General features: G+C 65.0%; 17 protein-coding genes and 3 pseudogenes. 12 read left to right on the forward strand and 8 right to left on the reverse strand.

All coding sequences use genetic code 11. The annotated features are described in order from the left end of the window. Window positions 1-24: 24 nt before the first annotated feature. Genes cysE through A5634_RS20635 form a run of 3 tightly spaced genes read right to left on the reverse strand, consistent with a single transcriptional unit; the run spans window position 25 to window position 2956 of the window. On the reverse strand, window positions 25-723 hold the full coding sequence (gene cysE / locus A5634_RS20625; RefSeq protein WP_065145878.1) for a serine O-acetyltransferase: 699 nt from the start codon (window positions 721-723) through the stop codon (window positions 25-27). A 2-nt stretch (window positions 724-725) separates the two neighbouring features. Further along, window positions 726-1658 (reverse strand): cysteine synthase A, encoded by a 933-nt coding sequence (gene cysK / locus A5634_RS20630; RefSeq protein ID WP_065145879.1) that lies wholly within the window; start codon window positions 1656-1658, stop codon window positions 726-728. Then, on the reverse strand, window positions 1655-2956 hold the full coding sequence (locus A5634_RS20635) for a TQXA domain-containing protein (protein ID WP_065145880.1): 1302 nt from the start codon (window positions 2954-2956) through the stop codon (window positions 1655-1657). The genes cysK and A5634_RS20635 overlap by 4 nt, the downstream gene beginning before the upstream one ends. 384 nt (window positions 2957-3340) lie before the next feature. Here A5634_RS20635 and A5634_RS20640 point away from each other — a divergent pair, with 384 nt between their 5' ends. The 8 genes and pseudogenes from A5634_RS20640 to A5634_RS20680 all read left to right on the forward strand — a co-directional run bounded on the left by A5634_RS20640 (window position 3341) and on the right by A5634_RS20680 (window position 11073). Further along, entirely contained in the window at window positions 3341-4264 is a 924-nt protein-coding gene (locus tag A5634_RS20640; protein ID WP_065145881.1) for a family 2A encapsulin nanocompartment shell protein, read from the forward strand. Beyond that, window positions 4251-6149 carry a family 2A encapsulin nanocompartment cargo protein cysteine desulfurase gene (locus tag A5634_RS20645; protein ID WP_065145882.1) on the forward strand — a complete coding sequence of 633 codons (1899 nt, stop codon included), beginning with the start codon at window positions 4251-4253 and terminating at the stop codon, window positions 6147-6149. Before A5634_RS20640 ends, A5634_RS20645 begins: the two co-directional genes overlap by 14 nt. A gap of 218 nt (window positions 6150-6367) precedes the next feature. Beyond that, window positions 6368-7135 (forward strand): MlaE family ABC transporter permease, encoded by a 768-nt coding sequence (locus tag A5634_RS20650; protein WP_065145883.1) that lies wholly within the window; start codon window positions 6368-6370, stop codon window positions 7133-7135. Next, window positions 7132-7350, forward strand: a pseudogene (locus A5634_RS20655) (ABC transporter permease); the annotation flags it as partial. The gene A5634_RS20650 and the pseudogene A5634_RS20655, both read left to right, overlap by 4 nt. Further along, a pseudogene (locus A5634_RS20660) lies at window positions 7344-7850 on the forward strand (mammalian cell entry protein); the annotation flags it as partial. The pseudogenes A5634_RS20655 and A5634_RS20660, both read left to right, overlap by 7 nt. Further along, the gene (locus tag A5634_RS20665) at window positions 7851-9317 is read left to right on the forward strand and encodes an MCE family protein (protein ID WP_065145885.1); all 1467 of its coding nucleotides are present in this window, start codon (window positions 7851-7853) and stop codon (window positions 9315-9317) included. It abuts the pseudogene before it with no gap. Window positions 9318-9333: 16 nt separating this feature from the next. Further along, window positions 9334-9912 (forward strand): Mce protein, encoded by a 579-nt coding sequence (locus tag A5634_RS20670; protein ID WP_065145886.1) that lies wholly within the window; start codon window positions 9334-9336, stop codon window positions 9910-9912. 672 nt (window positions 9913-10584) lie between these two features. After that, the gene (locus tag A5634_RS20680) at window positions 10585-11073 is read left to right on the forward strand and encodes a CAP domain-containing protein (protein WP_065145888.1); all 489 of its coding nucleotides are present in this window, start codon (window positions 10585-10587) and stop codon (window positions 11071-11073) included. Window positions 11074-11076: 3 nt separating this feature from the next. On the opposite strand, the gene A5634_RS20685 is transcribed toward A5634_RS20680, so the two are convergent. The 3 genes from A5634_RS20685 to A5634_RS20695 form a co-directional block, all read right to left on the reverse strand. Then, window positions 11077-12723: an NAD-dependent malic enzyme gene (locus A5634_RS20685; protein WP_065145889.1), complete on the reverse strand. Its 1647-nt coding sequence runs from the start codon at window positions 12721-12723 to the stop codon at window positions 11077-11079. 47 nt (window positions 12724-12770) lie between these two features. Beyond that, window positions 12771-13034, reverse strand: coding sequence for a hypothetical protein (locus tag A5634_RS27615; protein ID WP_081290558.1), 264 nt, complete (start codon window positions 13032-13034; stop codon window positions 12771-12773). Window positions 13035-13149: 115 nt separating this feature from the next. Next, complete coding sequence (locus A5634_RS20695; RefSeq protein ID WP_065145891.1) at window positions 13150-17268, reverse strand: bifunctional nitrate reductase/sulfite reductase flavoprotein subunit alpha; 4119 nt, start codon at window positions 17266-17268, stop codon at window positions 13150-13152. Window positions 17269-17822: 554 nt separating this feature from the next. Between A5634_RS20695 and A5634_RS20700 the strand changes: the two genes are divergently transcribed. Next, a complete protein-coding gene (locus A5634_RS20700) occupies window positions 17823-18290 on the forward strand; it encodes an LppP/LprE family lipoprotein (protein ID WP_065145892.1) in 468 nt (155 codons plus the stop codon). Here the strand turns inward: A5634_RS20700 and A5634_RS20705 are convergent. After that, window positions 18287-20224, reverse strand: a complete 1938-nt coding sequence (locus A5634_RS20705) for an acyl-CoA dehydrogenase family protein (RefSeq protein ID WP_065145893.1) — start codon at window positions 20222-20224, stop codon at window positions 18287-18289. The two genes, A5634_RS20700 and A5634_RS20705, sit on opposite strands and share 4 nt — an antisense overlap. Window positions 20225-20297: 73 nt before the next feature. On the opposite strand from A5634_RS20705, the gene A5634_RS20710 reads away from it, so the two are divergent. Together A5634_RS20710 and A5634_RS20715 are read left to right on the forward strand one after the other, a co-directional pair. After that, window positions 20298-20894, forward strand: a complete 597-nt coding sequence (locus A5634_RS20710; RefSeq protein WP_253861792.1) for a methyltransferase family protein — start codon at window positions 20298-20300, stop codon at window positions 20892-20894. Window positions 20895-20927: 33 nt separating this feature from the next. After that, window positions 20928-22034 carry an esterase-like activity of phytase family protein gene (locus A5634_RS20715; RefSeq protein ID WP_065145894.1) on the forward strand — a complete coding sequence of 369 codons (1107 nt, stop codon included), beginning with the start codon at window positions 20928-20930 and terminating at the stop codon, window positions 22032-22034. Here the strand turns inward: A5634_RS20715 and A5634_RS20720 are convergent. Continuing rightward, complete coding sequence (locus tag A5634_RS20720) at window positions 22006-23778, reverse strand: ATP-binding cassette domain-containing protein (RefSeq protein ID WP_301337121.1); 1773 nt, start codon at window positions 23776-23778, stop codon at window positions 22006-22008. The two genes, A5634_RS20715 and A5634_RS20720, sit on opposite strands and share 29 nt — an antisense overlap. 59 nt (window positions 23779-23837) lie before the next feature. On the opposite strand from A5634_RS20720, the pseudogene A5634_RS28360 reads away from it, so the two are divergent. Next, window positions 23838-25934 (forward strand): annotated as a pseudogene (locus A5634_RS28360) (PE family protein); the annotation flags it as partial. Window positions 25935-25958: the final 24 nt, after the last annotated feature.

Below are 25958 nucleotides of genomic sequence, written 5' to 3' on the forward strand. Positions count from 1 at the left end.
CGGACGCGATATTCCCTTAATGGCCTAGATCGAGAAGTCCTCGCCGTACCAAACTCCGGCCTCGGGAGGCCGGATAACCCGGTCGGTCGAAGTCCGGCCGTTGGTCGCGCCGCTGTTTTGGCCCTCCAACCTGGCCACCCGGGTGAGCAGGGATTTCAGGCTGGCACCGACGAGGTCGGGCAGCTTCGATTCGTCCTCGCTGGCGGGGCCGGGACGGCTGACAATCTGTCCGGGCACGCCCACCACCACCGCGCTGGCCGGGACTTCCTTGACCACGACGGAGTTGGCGCCGATCCGGCTGTCGTCACCGATCTTGATGGCGCCCAGCACCTTTGCTCCCGCGCCGATGGTGACCCGGTCGCCTACGGTGGGGTGGCGCTTGCCTCTGTCCCGGCCGGTGCCACCGAGGGTGACACCGTGGAAGATGGTCACGTCCTCGCCTACCTCCGCGGTTTCCCCGATCACCACGCCAGTGGCATGGTCGATGAACAGGCCGCCTCCGATCGTCGCGCCCGGGTGGATCTCAACGCCAGTGAAGATCCGGGTGAACTCGGCAAGCGTCCGGGCCAGCAATCGGGCACCGCGCTGCCACAGCCAGTGACTGATTCGGTGACCCCAGATCGCGTGCACGCCGGGGTAGGCGAAGATGACCTCCAGCACGGTGGGTTCGGCCGGATCTCGCTCCCGGGCCGCCTGGATGTCGCGCCGAATCGCCGCCAGCATGGCTAATCGCTCAAATCAGAGAACAGCACCGTGCTCAGATACCGCTCACCATTGCTGGGGAACACGACGACGATGAGTTTTCCGGCGTTCTCCGGCCGGCGCGCCAACTCGAGTGCGGCCGCGGTGGCCGCGCCGGAAGAGATCCCGACCAGCAGGCCCTCCTCTCGGGCCAGCCGCCGGGCCAGTTCCAGCGACTCCTCGTTGGTGACGGTGAGGACTTCGTCGACCAGTCCGACGTCGAGGACCGGCGGCACGAACCCGGCCCCGATGCCCTGCAGCGGGTGTGGTCCCTTCTGGCCGCCGGACAGTACCGGCGACGCCGCAGGCTCCACCGCGACGATTTGAACCGAGGGCTTACGTTCTTTGATGACTTGCGCGACGCCGGTGATGGTGCCGCCGGTCCCGACGCCGGAAACGAAAATGTCCACCTTGCCGTCGGTGGCTTTCCACACTTCCTCGGCGGTGGTGACGGCGTGCACGGCCGGGTTGGCCGGGTTCTCGAACTGCTGCGGCATGAAGTACCGCTCGTCGTTCTTCACCAACTCTTCGGCCTTGGCGATGGCACCGAACATGCCCTCGGGGCCGGGAGTCAGGATGAGCTCGGCGCCGTAGGCACGCAGCAGCATCCGTCGCTCGGTGCTCATCGTCTCGGGCATGGTCAGCACGCACTTGTAGCCGCGAGCAGCACATACCATGGCCAGCGCGATGCCGGTGTTCCCGCTGGTGGGTTCGACGATGATGGTGTCCGGCTTGATCAGGCCGGCCTTCTCGGCCGCGTCGATCATCGCCAGCCCGATGCGGTCTTTCACGCTGCCGGCCGGGTTGAACGATTCCAGCTTGGCGACGACGTCGGCCACCGCTCCGTCGGTGACCCGGCGCAACCGCACCAGCGGCGTATTACCGACCAGTTGGGTGATGTTCTCGGCGATGGTCATCCACACTCTCCAACGATGTGAGTACGGGCCTGCTCGGCCTCCCAGGTGATGTCAAACTCAATTGTCCCGTGTGTGGGGGTGGTCAGCGCAACCGGTGTGTGTCGATGAGACGGTCCTGCCAATGCAACCCCGGTCAGTACCCGACCGCTCAGCTGATCGGAAGTGGTGGCAGTCAACGTCGCTGCCGAGGTGCCGGGTGCACGCCGCAGGTAGAAATCGGTGCCCGGTTGGATGGTGTCGGTGATGGCCGAGCCGAAGGCGTCGACGAGCGCGTGGGGGCCATCGGTGCTCAGCGCCAGCGGGACGCGCAGCTGGAAGGGGCCCACCAGATCCGAATCGACGACCGCGCTGGTGTCCACGAGTGGCTCTTGGGCCGCGCGTAGCGCGGTGTAGGCGCCGGCGAGCAGGTAGTTGTAGAGGTGCACGACGCGGTCGGCGTTGCGGTAATGCCCGGTTCCGGTGAGCCAGAAGTCGACGTGGTCGATGGCGTGCGCCGCACTCGCTTCCGTGTCTGTGTCCGACTGCGTGACCAGCCGGTAGAAGCGGTAGCCGTGCGCGCCACGGCCGTGGCTGCTGGCCGACAAGGTGCTTCCGACACCCAGGGTTCGTTGGTAGCGGCCTTTACCAGCGTCGATCGTCAGCTGTGATCCGGAGACGTCTTGCCATTCAACGCCGTCTGTCGACTTCTGCAGTCGGACCGCTATGGGGGCTTTCGACGCGCTCCACACCGAATAGCCGCCGAGTTGCGGACGCCCGTCGAACTCGAAGGTGAGCACCGACCCTGGCCCGCGGTACACCGCGGTGGGTGCGTTCAGCGGCCGGGTGTCGAGCGCCAGAGCGTTGGTGAAGTGCCAGATCGCGGCCTGGGTTCCCGCGATGGCCTCGTGTTCGCTGATATTGCCCGGCCCGAGCGGGTAGCCCGCCTGGCGCAGCCGCTCGCTGAGTTCGGCGACCGAACGCATCGGAAACGAGTGCCGCAGAATCCACTCCACTTCGGCTTCGCAGCCCTTGGTCCGCAGGTGCGGCAGTGCCGACCAGCTGTCCAGCCGGTAGGGCGACGGGTGGTGTGGAGCGACGCCGGCGAAGTCCAGGGAGTAGGCCGTCAGATTCGGGTTGAGCCTGATCAGGTCCGTGCGCGCGGTGGTGCCGTCCGCGAACACGATCTTGTCGACGGTGTGCGAATAGGTGCCTCCGCGGTATCGCGTCATGCGCGTCAACTCAATGGCCGGCCGTACCCGGACGCGTCTGCGGGTGGTCACCGACGCCAAGGCGCGGTTGGATATGGACAAGACAGTCATGCGGTTGCTCTTCCTGAGTGCGGCAGCGCGCATCAAACGCCATCGGGCGGAGCGCGATGATTGCTGGACGATTTAGAGGGCGTCAGGAATCAACAGGAACAACAACAACATCCCAGGGCGAAACAGCGCGTGCGGGCAAAGCGCAGCTGTACGGCCTGTTGCATGGCCACCACTATAGGGCATCGGGATTTCCCAACCGGTTCCTCGAGCGGGTTACCCGAGCCGGTTCCGGGTTGGACTCACGCCTGTTTAAAGGTTTGTGTGCGCTCCCTGCGTCACTTACTCTCGGCGGGCGTCAGCCACGGCTGTGCGGCATGATTGGTCTGGCCGATTCAGCGTTATTGAAATAATCAGCGTGATCGGAATTCGGGAGGAAAAGACACAATGACGACGGCTCAGAACGAGTCTCAGTCCCTGGGAGATCTCGCTGCCAGGCAGCTCGCCAACGCGACCAAGACAGTTCCGCAACTCTCGACCATCACCCCGCGGTGGCTGTTGCACCTGCTCGGATGGGTGCCGGTCGAAGCCGGTATCTACCGAGTCAACCGCGTGGTCAACCCCGAACAGGTCGCGATCAAGGCCGAGGCGGGCGCCAGCATCGATGAGCCGCTGCCAGAGACCTACGTCGACTACGAGACCAGTCCGCGCGAGTACACCCTGCGCAGCATCTCCACGCTGCTAGACGTCCACACCCGAGTCTCTGACCTATACTCCAGCCCCCATGATCAGGTCGCCCAACAGTTGCGCCTGACCATCGAGACCATCAAAGAGCGTCAAGAATCCGAACTGGTCAACAACCCCGAGTACGGCTTGCTTGCGCAGGTGACTCCGGAGCAGACCATTCAGACGCTGGCCGGTGCACCGACACCGGACGACCTGGACGCGCTGATCACCAAGGTATGGAAGACGCCCAGCTTTTTCCTGACCCACCCGCAGGGAATCGCCGCGTTCGGCCGCGAGGCCACCTACCGCGGCGTGCCACCACCAGTGGTGAGCCTGTTCGGCGCGCAGTTCATCACCTGGCGTGGAATTCCGCTGATCCCCTCGGACAAGGTGCCCGTCGAAGACGGCAAGACGAAGTTCATCCTGGTGCGTACCGGCGAGGAGCGTCAGGGCGTGGTGGGCCTGTTCCAGCCGGGTCTGGTCGGCGAGCAGGCGCCTGGCCTGTCGGTCCGCTTCACCGGCATCAACCAGTCGGCCATTGCGACCTATCTGGTCACCCTGTACACATCGCTTGCGGTGCTGACCGACGACGCGCTCGGTGTGCTTGATGGCGTTGCCGTGGACCAATTCCATGAGTACAAGTGAGCATCGGTCGGTAGACGCCGAAAGCGACCTACCCGTCAGTGCCGCCGAGTTGGCGGTGCTGGCCAGTCAGTTGTACGCGGCAAGTATTCGGCCGGGACCGGATAGCCCGCCTCAGGCGACGCCGGTTGCGCCGCGCGGCAGCGTGCCCGACACCACGGCCGTGACTTCTGCCGGTCGGACCGGCGCAGGCACCGTCGACCCGTTCCCGAATCCCGTTCCGTTGCTCAACTATTCGGACGTGTATGTACCCGCGCCGACGTCGCCCGGTCCGGAAGCCGTGCCGCCGCAGGCCGTTCCGCCGGCGCCGCGCGGCAATCCGATCTCACCGGTCCCGGATACGACTGCTGCCCCCTCCGGGGCTGAGACGACGGCGGCGGTCGCGGATCCGTCCCTGCCGCCGGGTGTGGCCGACTTCAGCGCCTTCGGTGTGCCCGCGTCCGGCATCGTCTCGACTGTGCCCGGTGTGCTGGCCGGCGGGCCGGCTTCGGTTCCGGTGGCACCGCGCGGTTCCGCGCCGGGCTGGGGACCCGGGGCGCCGTCGGTCGCTGATCTGGGCTGGTCTGACGCACCCGCGACGGTGCCGGCCGGCGACGAGGGCAACTATTACTTCCTCACCACACCCCAGCGGCCGGTTCCGCGCCTGGCGGACGACCACGAAGTCTTCGACGTCAACGCGGTCCGGTCCGACTTCCCGATCCTGGCGGAGACGGTCAACGGAAAGCCGCTGATCTGGTTCGACAACGCGGCGACCACGCAGAAGCCGCAAGTCGTGATCGACCGGCTGTCATACTTCTACGCCCACGAGAACTCCAACATCCACCGTGCGGCGCACGAGTTGGCGGCGCGGGCCACCGATGCGTACGAAGAGGCCCGCGAGACAGTGCGGCGGTTCATCGGTGCGCCCAGGGCCGAGCAGAATATTTTTGTTCGCGGCACCACCGAGGCCATCAACCTGGTGGCTCACGCCTGGGGTGGCAAGCACCTGGGGCCCGGCGACGAGATCGTCATCACCCACTTGGAACACCACGCCAATATCGTTCCGTGGCAATTGCTTTCCCAGCGCACCGGCGCTGTCCTGCGGGTCGCTCCGGTGGACGACGCGGGCAACCTGCTGCTCTCGGAATTCGAGGATCTGCTCGGGCCGAAAACTAAACTCGTTGCGGCGACGCATGTTTCGAACGCACTGGGGACGGTGACACCGGTCGAGAAGATCGTCGCGCTGGGACATCGTTACGGCGCGCGAGTGCTGATCGACGGTGCCCAGTCCATTCCGCATCTACCCATCGACGTCGCTGAACTCGGCGTCGACTTCTTCGTGTTCTCCGGGCACAAGATTTACGGACCCACCGGGATTGGCGTCCTCTACGGAAGCGAAGAGGCGCTGGCCGAGACGCCACCGTGGCAGGGCGGTGGCAACATGATCGCCGACGTCACGCTGGAGCGGTCCCTTTATCAGGGACTGCCCAACAAGTTCGAGGCCGGGACCGGCAACATCGCCGACGCCGTCGGGCTCGGGGAAGCGTTGCGTTACGTCGAACGGGTCGGCATCGAGCGCATGGCGGCCTATGAGCACGCGTTGTTGGAATACGCGACGCCGCGGCTGGCGGATATCCCTGGGGTGCGGTTGATTGGCACCGCGGACGAGAAAGCAAGTGTCTTGTCGTTCGTGCTCGCCGGCCACGAGCCGCTCGAGGTCGGCAAGGCGCTCAATGCCGAGGGCATCGCAGTGCGTGCCGGACATCACTGTGCGCAGCCGATTCTGCGTCGCTACGGTCTGGAGGCAACCGTCCGTCCGTCGTTTGCGTTCTACAACACTTACGAGGAGATCGACGTGTTCCTCAAAGCGGTGCGCAGGATCGCCGAAGGGGGAGCCACCGTAGGCTGAACAACCTGCAGGTTCCACGTTTGTTTTCCGGGTGATTGCAACTCTCGGAATGGATGCGGCTTGCTCGTAAGCTCGCGACGTGTCTCTATCTGCAGTTCGGCCGCGCAACGTGACTCGTCGGGTGGGGATCGCTAAGTCGTTGCAGGACAAGGCATTACAATCCTTAACGCTTTTCTCGGCGATACCGGTGTAGACGGGGCCGCGGGTTGAGCACAGGGATGAACACAGCGACCATCGCCAAGCCCATGCACGCGTTGGGCGAGTTCTTCAAGCTGTGTGCCGAGACCTTCATGATCATGGTGCGACGGCCGTGGGCTTGGCGCGAGATCCTCGAGCAGATCTGGTTCGTGGCCCGAGTGTCGATCTTCCCGACCATCATGTTGTCGATTCCCTACACCGTCCTGATCGTCTTCGTGCTCAATATTCTCCTCGTGGAGATCGGTGCCGGAGACCTTTCCGGTGCCGGCGCGGGTCTGGCGTCGGTGACACAGGTAGGTCCGGTAGTCACGGCGATGGTCGTCTCGGGTGCCGGTTCCACGGCCATGTGCGCCGATCTGGGTGCCCGCACCATCCGTGAGGAAATCGACGCCATGAAGGTAATCGGTGTCAATCCGATTCAGGCACTGGTGGTTCCGCGCGTCATCGCCGCTACGTTCGTGGCGGTCCTGCTCTACTCGGTGGTCGCCGTCACCGGCTTGACCGGAAGCTATGTCTTTGTCGTGTTCGTCCAGCACGTCACACCAGGTGCGTTCGTTGCAGGGATGACACTGCTCACTGGGCTGCCCCAGGTGGTGATTTCCTTGATCAAGGCAACGCTGTTCGGCATCTCGGCCGGTCTTATCGCCTGCTACAAGGGGCTTTCCGTAGGTGGCGGACCCGCTGGGGTTGGTAGCGCTGTCAACGAGACCGTGGTGTTTTCGTTCATGGCGTTGTTCTTCATCAACATCTTGACTACCGCGCTCGGGGTGAAGGTGACCGCCAAATGAGCCGCGCCCTTGATGAGCCGTCGTGGTTGGCCGCCCTTGGCCCCAACTTGACCTCATCCACGCGGAAGTTGGGCGAGCAGACCGTGTTCTACGGTCGATCGTTGCTGAACGTCGGCGAGGCCGTACGCCGCTACCCCGGTGAGCTGTTGCGGCTGATTGCCGAAATGGGTATGGGCACTGGCGCATTGGCGGTGATCGGGGGCACCGTCTCAATGCGCTGGTAGGTCAGTTCGCCGCCAAGGATTCGGCCGTCGACCGGGCGTTGATGACGGTGCCGAAAGCGTTGGCGGTGTTGGCCAAAGAGCGCACCGAGATCGCTGATGCGATCGATCAGCTGGGGAAGTTCAGCGCGATCGCCGCAGACACCATCCGCCAGAGCAGGGAGTCACTGGTGAACAACCTGCGCCAGATCGCACCGGTGCTGCGCAAGCTCGCCGACGCCGGCCCCGCGCTCACCAAAGGTTTGGACGGACTGGCGACCTACCCGTGGCCGACCTCCACCGTCACCAACTGGTTTCGCGGTGACTACGCCAACCTGACGATGATTGTCGATTTGACGTTGAGCCGCATCGACACCGGCATATTCACCGGCTCCCGCTGGGAGGGCAATCTAACCCAACTCGAAATGCAGTGGGGCCGCACCATCGGCATGCAGCCCAGCCCCGCCACCGCGGGAAACCCGCTGACTTTTCCCTACCACAGCGAGGGATACTGAATGCTGCGCCTGAACCGCAAGACCTGGATCCAACTGGCCGTGCTGACGTTGGTGACCGTGGTTTCCTGTGGCGCAATGGCATTCAACTACCTGCGACTTCCCGAAACATTGTTCGGGATTGGCCGTTACACCGTCACGGTCGACCTGCCGCAGTCGGGCGGACTATATGAGAACTCGGTGGTCACCTATCGCGGAACCGATGTCGGTCAGGTCAAGTCGGTCAATGTCACCGCGACCGGGGTACGGGCGGTACTGGCCATGAGATCCGAGGTCAAGGTGCCCGCCGACGTCCAGGCATCAGTGCACAGCCGCTCGGCAATCGGCGAGCAATACATCGAACTGACCCCCAAACCCGGGACCGATAATCGTCGCCTACTGCGGGCGGGCGACGTCATCCCCGCCGGCCAAGTCGATGTGCCCGTCGACATCGGACGTCTGCTGGACATGACCAATCAGGCGTTGCAGGCGATTCCGCGCAACAATTTGCGCACCCTGATGGACGAGGCCAACCGTGCCGTCGGGGGGCTTGGCCCCGAACTGTCCCGAATCGTGGACGGCTCAGCCGCTTTGGCCAGCGCGGGGGGACGGAACATCGACCCGCTCGCCACCCTGATCGACCAGACCCCGCCGGTGCTGAACTCACAGGTGCAGACCTCCGACGCCATCGCCACGTGGTCTCATCGAACCGCGGCCATCATGGCGCAATTCCAAGCGCAGGACGCGGCACTGCGAGATCTGTTGGCACAGGGCAGTTCCGGTTTGGCCGAAGGCCGCGCCATGTTCGACCGGGTGGCTCCCGCGGTGCCGGTGCTGTTCGCCAACCTGGTGAGCCTCGGCGACATCGTCTACGTTTACCGTCACGACATCGAACAACTCCTGGTGCTGCTGCCGCAGGGGATCGCCGTCATGGCGGGGTCGTTGGTGCCCAACGCCGGCACCAAACAGGATTACACCGGCTTCTATCTGGATTTCAATCTCAACGTGAACCTGCCGCCGCCCTGCACAACTGGATTCCTGCCGCCGACCCAACGACGCTCGCCGGCCAGCGTTGACGCACCAGACCGCCCCGCGGCCGACCTGTATTGCCGATTGCCGCAGGATTCCGAACTCAATGTCCGTGGCGCTCGCAACATTCCGTGTGAGACCAAGCCGTGGAAGCGTGCCCCCACGGTCGAGTTGTGTGAGAGCGACGAGGAATACGTGCCGCTCAACGACGGCTACCACTGGAAGGGTGACCCCAACGCCACTACCAGTGGCCAGGGAGTGCCGCAGTATCCACCGGGTCAGGATCCGCGATTGCCACCACCGAGAGGTACCGCCCCAGCACCGCCACCGATTGCGGTTGCGACCTACGACCCCGCCTCCGGTGACTACATCGGACCCGACGGTCACCGTTACACCGAAGCAGATCTCGCCCACCCGAGGGCCAAGAACTGGCAGTCACTGCTGGTGCCGACCTCGCCGTAACCAAACAAGGAGCAACATGGCGCAAGATCCCGATACCCAAGCAGCCGAAGACATCTCAGAGCCCGAGGACTCTGACGGGGCCAACGAGCCACAACCCAAACGCGCTCGCCGCCGGCTTTCGCATGTGGGAGCTGCGCTGGTAAGCGGCGCAGTCGTGGTGGCCGCATTGGCGGGCCTGACCGGCTGGCTTGGCTACCGCGCCTACCAAGCACACGAAGCCCAGGCTCAGCGAGACCTTTTCGTCCAGACCGCTCGGCAAGGCGCGGTGAACCTCACCACGATCAGCTACACCGAGATCGAGTCCGACGTGCAACGGATCCTCGACCTGGCCACCGGGGCATTTCGTGACGACTTCGAGCACCGGGCCAAGCCGTTCATGGAACTCGTCAAGGTCGCGCAGTCAATATCGGAGGGCACCGTTACCGACGCCGGACTGGAATCCCAACACGGCGACTCGGCTCAGGTGCTGGTCGCGGTGGCAGTCAAGACACGGACCGCGGGAGGCGAGGAGGCGCCCCGGGAGTGGCGAATGCGGATCGAGGTCAAGGCGGTCGGTGACGATGCCAAGGTTTCTAACGTGGTGTTCGTACCATGAGCACCGCAACGCGCGACCAGGAGATCGTAGACGGCGAGGCAGCTGAGTCCGATGCCGTGCCGTCAGATGCAGAGTCGGTAACCAAAGACGAAGCCGTGTCACGTGATTCGGACGAAGCCGAGGGCAAGACTGACGACGCTGATCATGAATCCCACGAAGAAGAACCCGAAGTCCCTGCGACTGGCACGTCAATCGAGTGGAAGCGGGTCGTCGCATTCGGAGTGCTGCCCGCGCTTGCGTTGCTGCTGGCTTTGGTGGCGGGTTACTTCAAGTGGATAGCCGTGTCCGGGAACCAAGTTGGTTTGGCGCGCACCGAATCGGTCCGGGTCGCCAGCGAAGACGCGGTCGCCATGCTGTCCTACAACCCAGAAACGGCGGACAAGCAACTCGGTGCCGCCCGCGAGCGGCTCACGGGTGACTTCAAGGACGCCTACACCGCGCTGACCCGTCAGGTCGTCATTCCCGGGGCGAAAGAGAAACACATTTCGGCAGTGGCGAAAGTCAATGCCGCATCATCGGTATCGGCCACCGCCAACCACGCTGTCGTGCTGCTGTTTGTCGACCAGACGGTGACCATCGGCGAGGGCGGCACCCCTACCGATACTCAGCCGGTTATTCGCGTCACCCTGGAGAAAGTCGACGGCCGTTGGCTGGTCTCGCATTCGATCCGGTATGACCGTGCGCGCAGCGTCTGTCGCCGTAATCCTGGCGGTAACAACGGGTTTGACGATCCCGGACGCAAACGCCGACAACAAGAGACTCAACGACAGCGTCGTCTCCGGGGTGTACACGATCCAGCACCAAGCGGGCTGCACCAACGATGTCGTGATGAACAACTCGCTGTACCTGGCCGCACAGTGGCATGCCGACGACATGCTCAACAACCGAAACATCAACGACGACATCGGATCCGACGGTTCGACGCCGCAGGACCGGGCCAACGCCGCTGGCTTCCGTGGCAGGGTGACCGAGGCGGTGGCGGTCAACCCGGCGTTGTCGATCAGCAGCTTCGAACTGATGAACCAGTGGCACGGCAACCCCGACTACCTCGCCATCATGCGGGACTGTGCCAATACCGCCATCGGAGTGTGGTCGAACAACAGCGTGGACCGCACCGTGGTGGTCGCCGTTTACGGGCAGCCGGACACCGCGAAGCGGTGAGACTCAGTCGTAGACCGGCGACCACATCGAGTCGAGCACGGCCTGCCTGACATCGGCGGGTGACTTGCTGGCGACCCCGTCGGTGACCGCGGCGTGGTACACAGCCTCGGCGACCTTCGCCGATATGTCCCGCAGATCCGCCACCTCGGGCAGCAGCGAATCCCCCGGCGCAACGGGATTGGCTTGCTGCGCAACGGCCTTAGCCGACGCGTGCAACATCGATGAGGTCAGCCGCCGCGCCCCGGCAACGATGAGACCCAGTCCGATACCGGGAAAAACCAGCACGTTGTTGGCCTGGGCGATGGTGTAAGTCGTGCCCTCGTGTTCGACAGGTGCTACGGGACTACCCGTGGCCACCAACGCATTTCCGTGCGACCACTGCACCAGATCGGCCGGCATTGCTTCCATGCGTGAGGTCGGGTTGGACAGCGGAAAGATCATCGGCCGCTCGCATCTGGCCGCCATCTCCTCGACAACCTCGCGGGTGAATGCACCGAACACCGCCGAACAACCAAGCAGCAACGTGGGCGATGCGAGCTTGACGGCATCGAGAAGGTCAACCCGTTCCATGGCCGGCACCCCGAGGCTTTCACGGTTCTTGGCGTAGGGCACCTGGAAATCACGTAGGTCGTCCATGTCGTCGAACAGCAGGCCCTGCCGGTCGATCGGCCAGATCTGGGACGTGGCCTGTTCGACACTGGCACCGTCGGCGACCATCGCGTCACGGATCTGGTCGGCAACGCCGAGACCGGCGGTGCCCGCGCCGAAGACGACGACACGTTGTTCGCGCAACGGCAGCCCGGTTACTTTCGTGCCGCCGTAGACCGCGGCCAACACCACCGCACCGGTGCCTTGCATGTCGTCGTTGAAAACGAGGTAGTCGCCGCCGTATAGCTGCAGCGCCTTGCGCGCGTTGGCCGGCCCGAAGTCTTCGAAATGCAGTATGGCGTTGGGGAATAGGCGATGCGCCGTCTCGACGTACTGCCGGATGAAGTCGTCGTATTCCTCGCCGCGCCGCCGGGGGTGCCGGTTGCCCAGGTAGAAGGGGTCCTGCAGAAGTTGTTCGTTGTCGGTGCCGACGTCCAGCGACACCGAGATGCAGCGGCGCGGGTCGATGCCACCGCCTGCGGTGTAGAGCGCCAGCTTGCCGACGGTGATCTGGATGCCGCCCACGCCCCAGTCGCCGATACCCAGGATCGCCTCGGCGTCGGTGCACACGATCAGGTCGATGTCATCGGGGCCCTGTCCGAGAGTGGCGAACGCATCGGCAATTTCGTCGGGTGCGTCGATGCTCAGGAACAGCCCGCGTTGCCCGCGGTATTCGTCCGAGAAGCGCTGGATCGCCTCGCCGACGGTGGGCGTATAGACCACCGGCATGAGTTCGACGAGATGGTCGGTGAGGACCTTGAAGTACAGCAGTTCGTGGCGGTAGTGCAGCTGTTCGAGCAGCAGGTTGCGGCCCAAGTCGGTGGCCATGCTTTGCAGCTGATGCCACACCCGGTCAGCTTGTTGATCGAGGGTGAGCACCGCCGCCGGCAGCCGTCCGGTCAGGCCGAGTCGCCGTCGTTGTTCGTGGGTGAAGCCGACGCCGCGGTTGAGGCTCGGGGTGGACAGCGCGTCCGGGAACCGGGGTACGCAGGCATCGCTCATCGCAAGCTCCGTCCGTGACACGGGTGTCAGGTCACGGTAGCGCCTGTTCAGGGATTGGAGCCGGAATCGTCCACATCGTCGCAGACACACACCGGCGCGCAATCGCGCAAGCGGCTCCGCAATAAGGCTCCGCGTCGCAGCACCTGGTGCTGCGCCAGGACTTTCTCCCGCTGATTCTGGGAAAACGCGAGGTCGAGGTTGACGGGCAGGCCCGCCCATTCGAGCTGGTTACTCCCGTTGCCCGAGTGGCAGTGCAGTGGACAAACAGCGCTTTTAGCAGCGTCGTTGGAACCCTCGAGCTGTTGAGTCACGGGTACGACCCTCCCTAGAGTCTGCAAATCTCTCGGGTGAATGGTGCGACTCCGATGTTTCGGCGACTGTGGTCTGACGTTTCCGTCAAATTACAAAGTTACCCAGAAGCTGTCGTCAGTACACATCGCGGTGATAGCGCTTGTCGGCGCTCAGCGACTGCACGAAGGCCCGCGCCGCGGCCGCGTCGAGTTTGCCGTGCTCGGCCGCGATGTCGCTGATCGCCTGTTCGACGTCCTTGGCCATCGGGTCGGCGGTGCCGCAGACGTATAGCTGCGCGCCGTCCTGTAGCCATCGCCACAGCTGTGCGCCGCGCTTGCGCATCAAATGTTGCACGTAGACCTTTTCCCGTTGGTCCCGGGAAAACGCCAGGTCAAGCTCGTTGAGCAGGCCGTCGTTGTGCATGGCCTGGATTTCGTCGCGGTAGTAGAAATCGGTGGCAGCATGCTGCTCGCCGAAGAACAGCCAGTTCGGCCCGGTGTGGCCGAGGGCGCGTCGTTCCTGCAGGAAGCCGCGGAACGGGGCGATACCGGTCCCCGGGCCGATCATGATCATCGGCGTCTGCGGATCGCTGGGCGGTCGAAAATTCTTCGAAGTCCGCACATACACCGCGATCTGGTCGCGCGGGGACCGGTCCGCCAGGTAGGTCGAGCACACCCCGCGGCGGGCCACGCCGCGGAAGTTGTAGCGCACCGGTGAGACGGTCAGATGGATCTCGCCTGGGTGCTCCTTGGGGCTGGAGGAGATCGAGTACAACCGCGGCTGCAGCGGTTTGAGGACGGCCAACCAGTCGTTTGCCGACGCGGCGACGGGTGCCTGCGCGAGTAGGTCGACCGACTGCCGGCCCCAGGCCCAATCCGCCAGTGCCGCTTTATTTTCGGGCCTCATCAGCTCGGCCAGTTGCGCTGCCGCGTCTGCATCGATGGTTCGCTCGTGCACGAATCGCAGCAGATCTGGGCTGATGTGGGCGATCTCGAGACGGTCGGTCAGTGCCGCGCGCAACGACATCGAGCCGTGTTCGGCGACGTCGACCTCGGTGTGGCCGTCCAGCCCGGTGACGCCCAGCCATTCGTCGACCAACTCGTCGTTGTTGTGCGGCCATACTCCCAGCGCGTCGCCGGCTTGGTAGCTGACCGTTTCCTGCGGGACGTCGAAGACCAACTGGCGCACGTCTTTGGCCGACCGTGGCCGGCTGAGTGTGGTGTTGCGGATCAAGTCGGTGACCAGCGGGCGCTTCTTGGAGTATTTGTCCTGCACGCGCATCGGCCGGGCCGGCGTGGTTGTTTGCTGGCTCAACACCTTCAGCAGGTCGTGCAGCCACCGCTCTGCGGCGGCGTCGTAATCAGGTTCACAGTCGACGCGGGCAGTGATGCGAGTCGCACCGAGCTCCGTAAGTCGCTCGTCGAGGCGACGTCCATGGCCGCAAAAGTCGCCGTAGTTAGAGTCGCCCAGTGCCAGGACGGCGTAGCGGGTACCGGTCAGAGCCGGCGCATCTTTCGCGGTCAGCGCCCGCCACAGCGCGGCACCGTTGTCCGGCGGATCGCCGTCGCCAGTGGTGCTGGTGATCAGCAGCAGCTCGCGCGTACCGGCCAGGTCGGTGACCGCAAAATCGTCCATGGCGTGTAGCGCAACCGGCAACTGTGCGGCACGTAGTTGCGCTGCCACCTCGGCGGCAAGATCTTCGGCGTTGCCGGTCTGAGACGCCCACAGCACCACGATGGACGCCGGCGCGGCGGCGATTTCGGGGATGACGGCCGGTTCCGGGGTCGGGGTGCACGACAGCATTCCCGCCAAAACGCCGTCGACCCAGGTCCGCGTGCGTGTGTCGAATGGTGCATTGACCGGCAGGGTCGGGGTGGCTGTGAGCGCCTGGCCGGCTTGGACGCGCAGGCCGGATAACAGCCCGGCCAGGTAGGCGCGGCCGTTTTCATCGAACTCTGGAATCGGCTCGGCGGCCACGCCGAGAAATTCTGCGATCGAATCGATTTGAGCCAGGGCGACTTCCGGTGCGTGACGGGGCGGGTTGAGGGCCGCGGGCCGCGTGGCGGCGGCAACCTTGGTCAGGGTGACCGCGCACACCTTGTATTCCGGTTGTCGCGAGACCGGGTCGACAGCGTCGTTGGTGACGGCGTTGATCGAAAGGTATTCGCCGAATGTGTCATTCCAGTGGAACGGCGCGAAGCAGTTGCCCGGCAGTACCCGATCGGTGACGACGGCGGGCAGCACGGCGCGGCCACGGCGTGAGGCGATCTCGACCCGGTCGCCGTCGCAGATCGCCAGGCGCTCTGCGTCTTCGGGGTGAATCTCGACGAACGGGCCGGGGTTGAGCTTGTTGAGCTTGGCGACCTTGCCCGTCTTGGTCATCGTGTGCCATTGGTGTGCCAGCCGGCCCGTGTTGAGTAGGAACGGGTAGTCGCCGTCCGGCATCTCGTTGGGCGCCAGGTGCGGACGGGCGAAGAACACCGCCCGGCCATTTGGTGTCGGGAACGCGAGGCGGGGGACATGACCGTCCTCACGCACTAGAAGGCGTTGGCTGACACCGTCGTTGAGATAGCGGATCGGATTACGGTCGGCCGCGCTCCCCGGCGGGCACGGCCACTGCACGGGTGTTTGGCGCAGCCGCTCGTAGCTGATGCCGCGAAGGTCGTAACCGGTCTTGGGGTTCCAGAATTGCTTGAGCTCGTCGAAAACATCCTCGGCGCAGGTGTAGGTGAACGAGTCCGAATAGCCCATCGCGCAGGCGATCCGGGCGATGATCTGCCAATCTGGCAGTGCCCGCCCGGGCGGTTCGACAGCCTGCTGAGACAAGGTCAGATTGCGCTCGGAATTGACCATCACCCCGTCGGACTCCGTCCACAAGGCGGCGGGCAGCAACACGTCGGCGTACTCGTTGGTTTCGGTTTCCAGGTAGGCGTCCTGGGTGATCACCAGTTCCGCCTTTTCCAGCCCGGCCAGCACAGTCTTGCGATTGGCCACGGTGGCAACGGGATTGGTGCACATAATCCAGCATGCTTTGATCTGTCCGTCGGCCATGCGGGTGAACATGTCGATGACACCGTCGCTGACATCGGTGCGCAACGATCCGCGGGCGATGCCCCACTGGTCCTCGGTGAACTCGCGGTCGTCGGTGCTGGTTACTGCCCGCTGGCCGGGCAAACCCGGTCCCATGTAACCCATTTCGCGTCCACCCATGGCGTTGGGTTGCCCGGTGAGTGAGAAGGGCCCGCTGCCGGGCTTGCAGATGGCGCCGGTGGCCAGGTGCAGATTGCAGATCGCGTTGGTGTTCCAGGTGCCGTGGGTGCTTTGGTTGAGACCCATGGTCCAGCAGGTCAGCCAATTTGCGGCCTCGCCGATCCAGCGTGCGGCAGTGCGAATGTCTTCGGCTGGGATGGAGGTGATTTCGCTGACCTTGTCCGGGGTGAACTGCTCCAGGAAGCTCGGCATCGCCTCCCAGCCGGAGGTGAACTCGGCGATGAAAGCGGGGTCGGTGTGCCCGTTTTCGACGATCAGGTGCAGTAAACCGTTGAGGAGGGCCAAATCCGTGCCGGGGGCGATCTGCAGAAACAGGTCGGCCTTTGCGGCGGTAGCGGTACGGCGTGGGTCGACGACGATCAGTTTGGCGCCGGCTTTGACCCGTTCCATCATGCGCAGGAACAGGATCGGATGGCAGTCGGCCATGTTTGCCCCGATGACGAAGAACACGTCGGCGTGCTCGAAGTCCTCGTATGACCCCGGCGGTCCGTCGGCGCCCAGCGACAGTTTGTAACCAGAGCTTGCGCCGGCCATGCACAGTCGCGAGTTCGACTCGATCTGATTGGTGCCGATAAATCCCTTGGCCAGCTTGTTGGCCAAATACTGTGCCTCGAGCGACATCTGCCCAGACACGTAGAGCGCCACGGCGTCTGGGCCGTGCTTGTCGATGATGCCGCGCAACCGCTTCGCTGTTCTGGTTATTGCGGTATCGGTGTCGAGGGGTTCGAGAGGTTGCCCGCGGTCGGTCCTCGAGTAAGCCAAGTCGGCTCGACCGGGTGCGGCCAAGAATTCGGCGGTGGTGGCGCCTTTCGTGCACAGGCGGCCGAAGTTGGCTGGATGGTTCTCTTGCCCAACCGATTTGGCGATGTGACGCCGGCCGCTTTCGGGATCGGTTGTGATCTGCAACACCATTCCGCATCCGACGCCGCAATACGCGCACGCGGTGCGCACCTCCCCGTGGTCGGGGTGCTCAGCGGACGACATGGCGTTCGAGATCCTTTCAAGGGGTTTCAAGGGGCACAACGGGATGCCCAAGATCCTGCGGCAACGATGTTTCAGCGCGGCGCGTCCAACGTTTCGGCCGCTTTACAGACTTCTCGCAGTGGTTCGGCCGGCCTGTGCGGCCTCGGAAACGCGACAGGGAGGCGACGGAAAAAGCGCGAGTAACTGGCGCTGGGATGCCGGTCGTCGTCGATCGGCGATCTGCGGCCAGATTACCCACGTCTGCGTCGGTATCAGGCCCTACACCTGGGGTTTTGACGAAACCGGGGGGACATTCACAGCCTTCGTCAAGCTCCGCGTCCGCCGTGGCGGCATCGGAAGACATTGGGGAAGACCAAATTTTGCTCCCGTTGTGTGCTTCCGGTCACACCGTCGGCTGGGCGGCTGTCCGGAGTGGTGGTCTGTTTGCCCGCCTCTGCGCGACAACACCTGGCTAACGGTTGCAGTTGTCGCGCAGAGCCGGGCAAACAGAGCACTGCCCAGCGCAGACGTTAGGCTAGGCGCCCGTGAGATGTCGGCAGGTTATCGTCGCGGCAATGATTGGGATCGCGGCCGTAGGGTGCGACGGAAACCAGTCGTCCGCGCCGTCGGCTAAGCCCGAGGCGTGCAAGCAGTCCGACAGTCCCACTGCGGACACGGTGCGTCAGGCGATCGCCAAAGTGCCGATTGAAGTTGCGGGTTCTATCTGGGTGGAAATCGGCCGAGGGCGCACCAAGAAGTGCCGATTGAACTGGGTCCAGATCATCCCCAGCATCGCCTCCGAGTCGACCCCACAGCAGCTGCTGTTCTTCGACCGCAACACCCCATTGGGCTCACCCACACCTAACCCCAAGCCCTACACCACCGTGTTGCCGCCCAGCAGCGATGACAGCGTCACCGTGCAATACCAGTGGCGGGTCGGCAACGACGAGGAATGCTGTCCCAGTCAACGGGGCACGGTGAAGTTTCAGATCGGACCCGACGGCAAGCTCAAGGCGTCAGGTCCGATTCCGCACCAGTCCTAGTCCGGCAAATTCTCCGGGTGCAGCATCTCCGCATAGCGCAGCGGTTCGGGGATGCCGAACCCGTCGACCAGCGTCTTGGCGTGTGGACGCAGTACCCGACACCGGTCGTTGATGCCGCGCGTCACCGCCTTAGCTCGCTCGGTGGACAGGTAACGGTGCTCGATGAACCAAGCCTTGTCTTCTTCGATCACCGTCAATGCATACAGGTCGCACAGCACTTCCAGTAGTTCCTGCGCCTCGCGGTCCGGGCACGAGTCGATCCCGGCGACAAACGCTTCGAGCACAATCCGGTCGATATGTGCCTGCGCCGCATGCAGCACGTGATCCTGCACCGCGTTGAACGCGTCGAATGCCGACATTTCCTTGGACTTGCCTTGGAGTCGCCGCGCGACCGAGGACAGTAGATAGTCCTCCCGGTCCTCGAACATCGAAACCTGGGTACCGCGGTTGAACAGGCTGCCTTCCTCTTCACTGTCCTGGCGCGAATCGACGATGCGTTGCATGATCGCCTCGGCCGCAGTACGTTTCATCACCCGGTCGCCGACCGTGTTAGCCGCAAAGCGCACCCATTCCACCGGGCTCATGCTCTTGATGTCGTCAGCGTAGGCGGTCAACAACTCCTTGGCCACCAGTTGGGTCAGCACGTGGTTGTCGCCTTCGAAGGTGGTGAACACGTCGGTGTCGGCGCGCAATGCGATCAACCGGTTTTCGGCCATGTAACCCGCGCCGCCGCAGGCTTCCCGTGCCTCCTGGATGGCCCGTGAGGCGTGCCAGGTGTTGGCGGCCTTCAAGCCGGCGGCACGTGCTTCGAGCTCACGCTGCTCGTCGGCATCCACCACGTCCGAGGTCTGCAGGTCGTGGCACTTGGACACCAGTTCGTTCTGCGCGAATTGCAGCGCATAGGACCGCGCGATCAACGGGAACAGCCGACGCTGGTGCACCAGATAGTCCATGATCAGGACTTCGCTGTCGTCGTCGGGTGCGCTGAATTGCCTGCGCTGCAACGCATATCGGGTGGCGATGTCCAGTGCGACATGGGCGGCGTTGCCGGCGCTGCCGCCCACGGTGACCCGCCCGCGGATCAGCGTGCCGATCATGGTGAAGAACCGGCGGTTGGCGTTGTCGATCGGCGAGGTGTAGGTGCCGTCCGGTTCGACTTCGCCGTACTTGTTCAGCAGGTTCACTCTCGGAACGCGAACGTGGTCAAACATGATGCGGCCGTTGTCGACTCCGGGCAGGCCGCCCTTGTAGTGGCAGTCCGAGGTGGTGACACCGGGTAGGTCGTTGCCGTCCGCATCGCGGAGCGGGACCAGAAGGCAATGCACGCCGTGATTGACCGGCTCACCCTTCTCGTGGGTGATCAGTTGCGCGAAAACCGCTGCGATGGTGGCGGTTTCGGCAGCACCACCGATGTAGTCCTTGCGGGACGTCGGGGTGGGGGAGTGGACGACGAACTCTTCGGTCTCGACGTCGTAGGTGGCCGTCGTCTCCAGCGACTGAACGTCGCTGCCGTGCCCGGTCTCGGTCATGGCGAAACAACCGAGCAAATCCAGAGTGATGATGTCCTTCACGTAGGACCCGTGGCGTTCGGTGCCCAGATTCTCCACGGCACCGCCGAACAGGCCCCATTGCACACCGGCCTTGACCATCAGGGACAGGTCCGACATCGCCAGCATCTCGATCATCGTGACCGCCGCCCCGACGTCGCCCGTGCCGCCGTGCTCCTTGCGGAACCCTTCATCAGAAATGCCCGCGGTTGCCATCATCTGCATTTGCTCGGCCACCTTGGCGCGGGCGATGACCGTGTTGGGGGTGTAGTGCGGGCGAAACGCTTCGTGGTTGAGCTTGGCTCGTGTCTCGTTCTTCACATCGCGCCAACGCCCGTCCAGCGCGTCGCGTAGGTAGTCGGCAGTGGTTTTAGTGTCTGACGCCATTCCCCGACCGTAGCCCGTCGCCCGCGCCGCCGGAACAAGTCGGTCTGTTCGGCCCGGCCGTGTCGTGCGATTGTTGGGTCAGCCCGGCGACGAGGAGGCCGCGATGCCGCAATATCTGGCCGCACTGTTGGTGGTCGTGCTCGTCGGCACCGTGCTGGCCAGGGTGCTGTTGCTGAGAAGAACCGGTACGCGGGCAGTGCATTTCGGGGAACTCGACAACACTGACTTCGCGATCCCGCCGTTCGCGCTGTTCTACTTCTACACCGTGTTCGCCGCGGCTTTCGGCTGGCCGGTCATCAGCACGCAGCGGTTCTTCCGCTCCACCGTGGCGGCCTGGGTGGGCGTGGGTTTGTGCGCCACCGCCGTGGTGGTGCTGGTGGCAAGTTTGGTCTCGTTCGGCAAGAGCTTCCGCATCGGCATCGACGTCGACAAACCCGGAGGCCTGGTCACCACCGGCATTTTCGCGGTGAGCCGCAACCCGATCTATGTCGGCTTCTTCCTTTTCCTGCTCGGGCAGCTGTTGGTGTTCCCGAACTGGGTTCCGTTGATCTGTCTGGTCGTCGGCGCCTGGTTGTTCAATCGACAGGTGCTGCGGGAAGAGGAATTCATGCGCGAGCATTACGGCAAGGAATATCTCGAGTACTGCGAGCGCGTCAGACGCTACGTCTGAGGGACCGGTTTCAAGTCGGGCTACCGTCGAGGTATGGGGCGGTGGAGGGGTCTGCAAGCGTTGGCCCTGGCGCTGATTCTGTGTGTCAGCGGTTGCGCGTCGGGCCGTCCCGCGGCCGAACCGCTCTTGACTTTCCTGGGCCAGTCGCAGGTGGCGTTCGGCACCACCGTCGACGGCACAGCGGTTGGCGGTTTGTCGGGAATCACCTACGACGCAGGCCGTCAGGTTTACTACGTCATCAGCGACGACCGCTCCAAACACGGCCCGGCCCGGTTCTACACCGTCCAGATTTCGTTGTCGGACAACGGAATTGACCACATCAACTGCACCAGCGCCCATCCGTTCGGGGACCGGTCCGGCCCGTCGGGCCTAGGCGCCGCACCAGTCCCGAATCAAGCCCACATACCGCCCGACCCGGAGGGCATCGCCTTCGACGCCGGCAGACAACGGCTTTACTGGAGCGCCGAAGGGGAGCGGCGAACCGATCGGGAACCGGTGCTGGCCGATCCCTGGGTGCGGATCGCTGCGCTGGACGGCGGGTACCTCGGTCAATTCGCGTTGCCGCCCAACCTCGCAATGTCGGAGCAACGGACCGGCCCGCGACGAAACATGGCGCTGGAAGGCTTGACGCTGGCACCCGACGGACGGTCGCTGTTCGCCGCAATGGAGGAGCCGGGCTACAACGACGGGCCACTGACCAACGGTGACCACCGCGTGCTGACCCGCATCACCAAGTTCGACGTCGCCGACGCCGCGCCCGTCGCCCAGTACGCCTACCCGATGGAGCCCGCAGGCCACGGCGCCGATCGTAACGGCGTGGCCGACCTTGTCGCGTTGTCCGACAACACGTTTCTGGTGCTGGAACGCTCGACTGCGACGCCGCCGGTGGCCCGCATCTACCGCGCCGAAATCGGTTCTGCGACAGACGTCTCCAACATGGAATCGATGCAGGGCGCCACCCTGACATCGATGTCCAAGGTGCTTGCCATCGATCTGTCGGCGACGCTCAAGCCGGTGGACAACCTCGAGGGCATCACGCTGGGACCGAAATTGCCGGACGGTCGGCAGTCGGTTGTGCTGGTGAGCGACAACAACTTCTCACCTTTCCAGATCACGCAGTTCGTGTTGCTGGCGATGTAGGGGCAGGTGACGGCGCCCGGAGTCGGTACCGGACGAGGCCCGCCCACGCCGCGCCAAGGACGAGCAGCAGGATCAGGTCGAACACCCACCAGCCCGAGTAGTGGCTCCACACCGCGTTCTGGTCGGCCAGTCGGTCAACCCTGCGCAAATCCACGGTGGAGGCCGCGGCCGCAAAACCCCACTGGGCGGGGATGAACCAGGAAATCTGGTCGTAGCCCCAGGTGCCCACCAGCGAAACCAGCCCGCCGGCGAACAACAACGAGGCCAGCACCGCCGGAACTGCCAGCCCCAGCACTTCGGCGGTGGACTTGCCGAACGAAGACAATGCCAACCCGACGATCGCCGAGACAACGGCCGTCGCCGCCACGCTCACAAACAGTTCGACGTCGGCGTTGCCCAACAGCACGGCGCCGTGCCTCGGGCCGCCCTTACCGATGATCACGATGACGGTCAGGATCGCGGCCTGCACAACCGCGATGACGCCGCCGACGACGATCTTGGCCAGCAGATAGGCCGAGGTGGACAGCCCGATCGCCTGCTCACGGCGGAAGGTCAGCCGCTCGGTGACCAGGCTGCGGAAGGTCACCGCGGTGCCCATCAGCACCGCCGCGAAGTTGAGCGCCGCCAGGATCTCGATCGCTTCGTGCGCGTTGGGTGATGACGGACCGGGCCGGTTCAGCCCGGAGTCGCCCGGGATGAGCAACGTCAGCCCACCCAGCACGAACGGCAACAACAGCAGGAACAGCGAGTAGACGGGACTGCTCAGCAGTAACCGCAACTGGCGACGGACCAGCACCCGAAACTGCCGGCCGAAGCTGGGTGCGGGAGCAAGCCGCTCCGGGCTGGCGACTGAGGGCGGTGAGGGCGACACCGACTCCTGCTGCCGGATCACGAAGGCGTGATGGGCACCGTACGGGTCGGCGCTGATTCGCGCGAATACCTCGTACCAGTCGGTGGTGCCGAACGCCGAGTCGATGTGCGATGGCGGACCGGCGAAGGCCAACTGGCCCGCCGGGGTCAGCAACAGCACCTGGTCGCAGAGGTTGAGGTGCGTCAACGAGGTAACCGTCGCCACGACGACGCAGCCGAGGTCGGCTTGGCGGCGCAGCAACGCCATGACGTGGTTTTCCTGCCCCGGATCCAGGCCGGCCCCGGGCCCGTCGACCACGAGCAACGACGGTCTGGTGAGCAGTTCTACCGCCAACGACACGCATCGACGGGCCCCGGGCGCCAGCTTTGCGATCCGGGTGGCGCGATGCTCGGTCAACTCGAGTTCGTCGAGAACCTGGTTGATGATTCGGTCGCGGCTGTCCGGCGAGGTGTCCGGTGGCAGTCGCAGTTCGGCTGCGTAGCCAAGCGCTGCCTCGACAGTGAGGCGCGTGTGCAGCCGGTCGTCGCGGCTGACGACCCCGACGCGGAAGCGCATCGCCGCGGGTTCGGCGTGTACGTCGTGGCCGTCGACGGTCAGGATGCCTGAGCTCAGCGGGCGTGTTCCGGCCAGCAGCGCGGTCAGGGCCGAATTGCGGGACGCCGACGGTCCGACGATCGTGATCAAGGATCCCGGTCGCGACGTGAACGACACGTCCGAGAGCAGCTCGTGCCCGTCGACGGTGAGCCCGAGGTTGTACGCGGCCACGCCGATGGTCCGCGCACCCGGCAGCAGCGGCAGCCGACTGGTCTGCGGCGGGAGTTCGCCGGGGCCGGTGTTGCTGCGGACAGGGAGCGGTTCTGGGATGTCGGTCATCCGCTCGAGCAAGCCAGGACCAGTGTGGTGCCGATCGGGCACTGTTCGGTTGGGGTGGCGGTGCCGGCGGTACGGGCGGTGCCGGCGGTATGGGCGACACGGGTGCGACGGGCGCCGCGGGCGGTGGCGCGACTCCGCTCGGGCGTGGTGGCATGGGCTTGGCCGGTGGGACGGGCGGGGTCGGTGGCGCCGGCGGCGCCAACGGCGGACTCTTCGGCCTAGGCGGCATCTTGGGTTCGGGCGGTGCGGGTGGTGCTGGGGGCGCCGGAGGCGTGGGCGGCACGGGCGGAACTGGTGGCACCGGTATTGGGCATCTCATCGTCGGCGGCGACGGCGGCATGGGTGGGACCGGCGGGGGCGCCGGCGCGGCCGGCGCCGGTGGCTCAGGCGGGTTCTTTGGGTTCGGCGGTGGCGCTGGCGCTGCAGGTACGGGTGGTACCGGCGGTATTGGTGGTACCGGCGGCACGGGCGACGGCGGTGGTACCGGCTTGCAGGCCTTCCGCGGCGGCGCAGGTGGCACGGGTGGTACCGGCGGTGCCGGAATCGCAGGCACTGGCGGCGGCGCCGGCGGTCAGGGCGGCACCGGCGGCCAGGGCGGCGCCGGTGACGGCACGCCAGTCACAGGCTTTGCGCAGGCTGGCGGCACTGGTGGGACCGGTGGCACGGGCGGCACCGGCACCGATGGCGGTGCGTTCGGCGGCGGCGGCAAGGGCGGCGCCGGTGGTGTAGGTGAGGCCCTCGGTACCGGTGCCGTTGCCGGCGCCAGCGGCGCCGGCGGCACTGGCGCGGCGGCCACAGCGACCGGGCCCGGCCACGGCGGTGGTGGTGGCGGCGGCGGGGGCGGTGCGCTAGTTCAGCACACCAACGGCGGCAGCACCGGCGGTGTCGCTACCGGCGGGGAAGGCGGGACCGGTGGTGCGGGTACGGCGACCGCAGCCGGCGGGGCCGGCGGGGCCGGCGGCGACGCCAGCATTACCGCCGATGGTGCCTTCAGCACCGCTGCCGGTACCGCCACTGGTGGTGCTGGTGGTAGTGGCGGTAGTGATGGTGGTGCTGGTGCGGTTGGTGGTGCTGGGTTGATCAGTGCGACTGGTGGTGGTACTGCGATTGGGACCGGTGATGGTGCGACCGGTGGTATCGGTGGGGCTGGTTCTGCTGGTGGTGGCGGTGGTGTTGGTGGTGTGGGCAGCATCGTGGCTGATGGTGTGGGTAGTAGTGCTAGTGGTACGGCCAGTGGTGGTAAGGGTGGTGCGGGTACTGGTGCTGGTGCGGTTGGTGGTGCTGGTGGGGATGGCAAGGTGGGTGCCTACGATGGCGGCACTGCGCATCAGGTGACGGCGATTGGTGGTGTCGGTGGGGATGCCACCGATGCTGGTAGTGCTGGTGGGGCTGGTGGTTTGGGCTTTGGGTATGCCGCCCATACCGGCACGTTCGGGGATAGTTATGTGTCGGGCACTGCCACCGGTGGTGCTGGTGGCGATGCCTTTGGTGGCGGTATCGGTGGTGCTGGCGGCTATGGCTTGTTAGAGGGTGGTGCGCTGGGTGGTTCGAGCACCAACTACACCGGTCAGGTGCTGGCGGGTCATGCCACCGGTGGTGCTGGTGGTCAGGGCTTTGATGGCCATGTCGGTGGTGACGGCGGCGCGGGTGTGGTGCAGGCGAACTACTCGTCGGGGGCGATGTCGACTGCTGATCATGGGACTGCGATCGGTGGTGCTGGTGGTAACAGTGGCAAGGGCGAGTTCGGTGGTGATGGGGGCAGTAACGGCATCAATTACGCTGCCGGGCTTAACGGTCGGGGCTGGGTGTCGGCTGAGGGTGGGTCGACTATCACTAATGGTTATGCCAAGGGCGGTTTCGGTGGGGCCGGTGGTAACGGCTACACCGCGGGTGCCCCCGGTGGTGCCGGCGGGTATGGCGGTGAGGCCTTTGTCTTCGACAACAATGGCGGCTTGGTGTCCAATGTCAGTGCCGTGGGCGGTTATGGCGGGGCCGGTGGGGCCGGTGGTGAGACCGCGGGTGCCTTCGGCGGGGCCGGCGGTCACGGCGGGTATGCCCTGAGTCATAACAGCGGGGCCAGTGCTGAAGGCGGTTACGGTGGGGCCGCCGGCACCGGTCCCATTGCCTGCTCCGCCGGCACCGCCGTTGCCGTATAGCAACCCACCACCGCCGCCGCTCCC

The organism is Mycobacterium asiaticum, assembly GCF_001673365.1.
Taxonomy (GTDB): domain Bacteria; phylum Actinomycetota; class Actinomycetes; order Mycobacteriales; family Mycobacteriaceae; genus Mycobacterium; species Mycobacterium asiaticum_A.

What these genes read in the sequence shown, in the direction of transcription:
- A5634_RS20715 (WP_065145894.1), top strand. Translation starts at nt 20,928, where the DNA reads ATGGGGCGGTGGAGGGGTCTGCAAGCGTTGGCCCTGGCGCTGATTCTG.
- A5634_RS20720 (WP_301337121.1), bottom strand. Translation starts at nt 23,778, where the DNA reads ATGACCGACATCCCAGAACCGCTCCCTGTCCGCAGCAACACCGGCCCC.
- A5634_RS20705 (WP_065145893.1), bottom strand. Translation starts at nt 20,224, where the DNA reads ATGGCGTCAGACACTAAAACCACTGCCGACTACCTACGCGACGCGCTG.
- A5634_RS20640 (WP_065145881.1), top strand. Translation starts at nt 3,341, where the DNA reads ATGACGACGGCTCAGAACGAGTCTCAGTCCCTGGGAGATCTCGCTGCC.
- A5634_RS20700 (WP_065145892.1), top strand. Translation starts at nt 17,823, where the DNA reads ATGATTGGGATCGCGGCCGTAGGGTGCGACGGAAACCAGTCGTCCGCG.
- A5634_RS20635 (WP_065145880.1), bottom strand. Translation starts at nt 2,956, where the DNA reads ATGACTGTCTTGTCCATATCCAACCGCGCCTTGGCGTCGGTGACCACC.
- cysK (WP_065145879.1), bottom strand. Translation starts at nt 1,658, where the DNA reads ATGACCATCGCCGAGAACATCACCCAACTGGTCGGTAATACGCCGCTG.
- A5634_RS20650 (WP_065145883.1), top strand. Translation starts at nt 6,368, where the DNA reads ATGAACACAGCGACCATCGCCAAGCCCATGCACGCGTTGGGCGAGTTC.
- cysE (WP_065145878.1), bottom strand. Translation starts at nt 723, where the DNA reads ATGCTGGCGGCGATTCGGCGCGACATCCAGGCGGCCCGGGAGCGAGAT.
- A5634_RS20670 (WP_065145886.1), top strand. Translation starts at nt 9,334, where the DNA reads ATGGCGCAAGATCCCGATACCCAAGCAGCCGAAGACATCTCAGAGCCC.
- A5634_RS20645 (WP_065145882.1), top strand. Translation starts at nt 4,251, where the DNA reads ATGAGTACAAGTGAGCATCGGTCGGTAGACGCCGAAAGCGACCTACCC.
- A5634_RS20680 (WP_065145888.1), top strand. Translation starts at nt 10,585, where the DNA reads ATGACCGTGCGCGCAGCGTCTGTCGCCGTAATCCTGGCGGTAACAACG.
- A5634_RS20695 (WP_065145891.1), bottom strand. Translation starts at nt 17,268, where the DNA reads ATGTCGTCCGCTGAGCACCCCGACCACGGGGAGGTGCGCACCGCGTGC.
- A5634_RS20685 (WP_065145889.1), bottom strand. Translation starts at nt 12,723, where the DNA reads ATGAGCGATGCCTGCGTACCCCGGTTCCCGGACGCGCTGTCCACCCCG.
- A5634_RS20665 (WP_065145885.1), top strand. Translation starts at nt 7,851, where the DNA reads ATGCTGCGCCTGAACCGCAAGACCTGGATCCAACTGGCCGTGCTGACG.